The sequence below is a fragment of the Anditalea andensis genome (assembly GCF_000714815.1).
GTDB lineage: Bacteria > Bacteroidota > Bacteroidia > Cytophagales > Cyclobacteriaceae > Anditalea > Anditalea andensis.
Map to the genome: position 1 here is coordinate 1 of NZ_JMIH01000006.1, position 1369 is coordinate 1369.

The window sequence follows — 1369 nt, forward strand, 5'->3', positions numbered from 1 at the left end:
AAATGGTGAGACCGTCATTGCGAGGAGATGGCTAAATTCTTTTATTTAAGAAGAACTTCAAATCCCCCGAAGCAATCTCTTTTACGATGCTTACAATTGAAGCATCAGCGGTGGGATTGCTTCGCCTGATATAGCTGTTGCTCAGAAAAATAGCCTCGGGATCAGGCTCGCAATGACGGGTAGGTAGGGGCTTGCCATTACAGGTAGAAATATAGGGATTTCTCCCTGCGTGCCTGGGGAGAAATGGTTAAAGGTTAAGGGTTAAAAAAAGGGGACGGGTTTATGCTAAAATTAAACAGATCTGGGGCATGAACCCTTTAATATTCCGAACCTATGGCACGGGATCCAATATTTAGGACAATGTTCTACAAATATTCCGTACCTACGGCACGTCATGTTAATGCCTTACAAATGTTTATTGCCAACTGCCACCACGACGCTGTGCGACCCCTTCCGGGTCGGAATCAACATCAGCACATATTCTATATATATGCGACCCATTCAGGGTCGTCCGCAACATCAGCCCTTTTTTATAAATAGAGGACAGTTTCAGCTTCAGACGTATATTTATGGAACTGAGCCTGAAGGGATCGAATGTGGTGGTGATCAAATGGTAAATCCCGGTTTTGGATCTGTTTTTAAAAAGTGGTATGTCAAACTGGATGGCCATCATTTTAAGATGTCAGGGCTACGCCCCTATAATTATTCATTTGTTTTGCCTACGAAGATGGCAGGGCTATGCCCCTTTTCTCCTGATGTAAATAATTTCTTTTCATCGGACATAACTTGGCCCGTGACGAAAGAAACGGAGTGGTAGCTCGCATGTTTCCCTGAAAGCTTTTGGATATCCCTGTGTGTGTCGCTTCCTCAAGCTCGATTTCATTGAGGCGCAGCCTCATCTTTAAGGGATTCCAGGGCACAGCCCTGGAACAGCAACACAACATCGGTATAATAAAACCGAAACACTCCTTTGGGAAAATTTGTATATTTGGGTAAACGATGCAGGATATGACGCTATTTGCAGAAAAATATATCAATCCATTTACCGATTATGGTTTTAAGAAGCTCTTCGGAGAGGAACCGAACAAGGATCTGCTCCTTGACTTTTTAAATGTGCTTTTAAAAGATCAGGAAGGTGAGATCAAAGAACTCAATTACATGAAGAGCGAATATCTTGGAACTGGGGAAATGGACAGAAAGGCTATTTTTGACCTCTATTGCGAAAATGAAAAAGGAGAGAAATTCATCGTGGAGCTTCAGAAGACCAAGCAAAATTTCTTTAAGGACAGGACAGTTTATTATGCTACCTTCCCGATAAGGGAGCAGGCCAAACGGGCAGACTGGAATTATGAGCTAAAGGCAGTCTACA

Annotated in this window: 2 protein-coding genes; both read left to right on the plus strand. The window is 42.9% G+C overall.

Annotated features, from left to right (window positions below):
- Positions 1–490: 490 nt before the first annotated feature.
- Positions 491–817, plus strand: a complete 327-nt coding sequence (locus EL17_RS01675) for a hypothetical protein (protein ID WP_035069218.1) — start codon at positions 491–493, stop codon at positions 815–817.
- Between the two features lie 191 nt (positions 818–1008).
- Positions 1009–1369: Rpn family recombination-promoting nuclease/putative transposase (locus EL17_RS01680; protein ID WP_035069221.1), on the plus strand; the 361-nt coding region annotated here is incomplete at its 3' end.